Annotated in this window: 2 protein-coding genes; both read left to right on the top strand. The window is 56.1% G+C overall.

From position 1 onward, the window contains the following. The first annotated feature begins 447 nt into the window (after positions 1 to 447). Complete coding sequence (locus tag ACFFJK_RS22395; protein ID WP_379681871.1) at positions 448 to 858, top strand: DUF2061 domain-containing protein; 411 nt, start codon at positions 448 to 450, stop codon at positions 856 to 858. 573 nt (positions 859 to 1,431) lie between these two features. Beyond that, positions 1,432 to 1,977 carry a hypothetical protein gene (locus ACFFJK_RS22400; RefSeq protein WP_379681872.1) on the top strand — a complete coding sequence of 182 codons (546 nt, stop codon included), beginning with the start codon at positions 1,432 to 1,434 and terminating at the stop codon, positions 1,975 to 1,977. The last annotated feature ends 54 nt before the right edge of the window (positions 1,978 to 2,031 follow it).

The following is a 2,031-nucleotide window of genomic DNA, read 5'->3' on the forward strand; positions in this document are numbered from 1 at the left end:
ACGTATTTCTTTTTTGTGAACATTTGATAATTTAAGTATGCAGCTGACCTAAGCCAGCCGGCACCTTCATCAAACGCCCACACTTATCGACTGTTGATTGTTAAAGATCGGTGTCTTGCACCTTGCCGTATCCGACGAAGCGTTGTGTTCGTCAGCAGCAGAGAAGTGAGATTATGCAGTGTTTCGCGTTTCTCGTCAACTCCCTCTTTTCCTTCGCTTCGCTGCTTTGAAAGCTGCAGCGGCGTCAGAAGACACAAACTATAGCAAAAGTCGGCTGCCCTGCACAAGTGCTGCGGACGTACGACAACGGGACTTCAGCCCCGTTTAAGAATGTCGACCGATATAGTAAAACTATCGATCCTTTCAATTTTATTTGCTTTTAACTATAAACGAGAATCACTATCATCTGTACCTACCGTAGTGATAACGCAGCAAAGGGGAACAGTCATGATGATCGCAGCGAAGAGGACCAGCCAGGTAGTTGCGCACATGGCGATTGCGTTTGCAATCGCTTATGCAATGACGGGGTCGGTGGTCTTCGGGGGCTTGGCCGTCGTGATCGAACCAATGATCAATGTACTCCTGCTTCCTTTCCACGAGAAAGCGTGGGCGGCAGTACGTGCCTGCGCGGTCGACGAGCGTGACCGTTACATGAGGATTGCTGCAGAAAAGTTGAGCCAAACTGTGCTGCACATGGGCGTCGCCTTCGTTGTGATGTACGCTGCAACCGGTTCGCTGGCCTTCGGTGGCATGGCTGCGGTGCTTGAACCTGTCTGCAATGTCCTGCTGCTGCCAGTGCATGACCGTTTCTGGCACAAGCTCGAGCTCCGCCTCAATAGCCGAATGCGCCTCGCATAAGGCACGTCCTTGTTCCGGGAGACTTCTTGCTCAGATGACAGCACCCGGTATCGTTCTGTTGGCCGGTTCCGTTATGGGACAGCCCGTTTCGGACGGTGGGATGCAATGATGAGCGAAACTGGCAACTGTCATCGAAAGCTGGTGCGTTTCTGAACGTGCTCGAGCCCGGCAGGAGCAGCATTCCAAGCAAAGTCCCAATGGCATCCGCGCACCCGGCAGCTGATCAATGCTCCCATGCAGTTGTTGCGCATTGCGCACCGGGCCAGTGAGCGGGTCCGCCTGTCGAAGGTGTCCAAATAGCATCCGCCGCGCCGCCCGGATCGCCATGCGGTTGCTGGCATTTGCACAGCCGGCGCTACAGGCGGCGGCACGCTTTGACGCACACTTGGGACGTGCAAGAAGCGATCGAATCCGTGCAAACGAGCGCTATCTCAGCATAGCAGGCAAGGTGAACCTGCGGGCGTTTGCCCTCGGCGCTGGCCAGTTCGCAAACAAGTCCTGCACCTGGTCCGGAATGCTGCAGGGCGCTGTGCTGGCGCACGGACGCGTGGGATCGAAGCCGGTCGCCCATGCTTGTCCCGCTGGCAGGCGAAATGCGGCGCGGCACCGGATGACGCGCGCATCAGCATGAGCTGCGACGGCTGCGGTAGTGAGCCAAATGGCTCGGCGCATCCGAACCGGAAAAACGCATACGGCACCGGCCGTGGTAGGCGAAGCCGCTATATGAGAGCAGAGCCTGGCGTTCGCTGGCGATCCGGTATTCACCAGCACCCTGATGCCGGGGATGAAAAGGGACGGGAACTTGCAGTTGCGGCAGCCGATTGTCTGCTACGGGCAGACGTCGTGTTTGCAATAGGCTATTCAAGCGAATTGATCGGTGAGAACAGGATATTTCAACGTACGGAGTCGCTGCGCAAGCCCTACCGCCTGGATGAAATAATACGGGTTGATGAGTGCGGGCCTCGAGCAGCTCGGGTCGAAGTCCAGGCAGCTTATCCGCGCTTCAAAAACAAGAACCGTAGGGAGCAAGATCTGGCGTTGCCGATCCGGGCGCCGGTTCGTGCGCCCAAAGCAAAAAACCCCGCAGAGATCACTCTGCGGGGTTTTTCATATAACTAGCCTGACGATAACCTACTTTCACACTGGTTGCAGCACTATCATCGGCGCAAAGTC

Origin of the sequence: Massilia consociata, from assembly GCF_042432755.1 — a bacterium.
In the GTDB taxonomy this organism is placed as follows: Bacteria; Pseudomonadota; Gammaproteobacteria; order Burkholderiales; family Burkholderiaceae_D; genus Telluria; species Telluria consociata.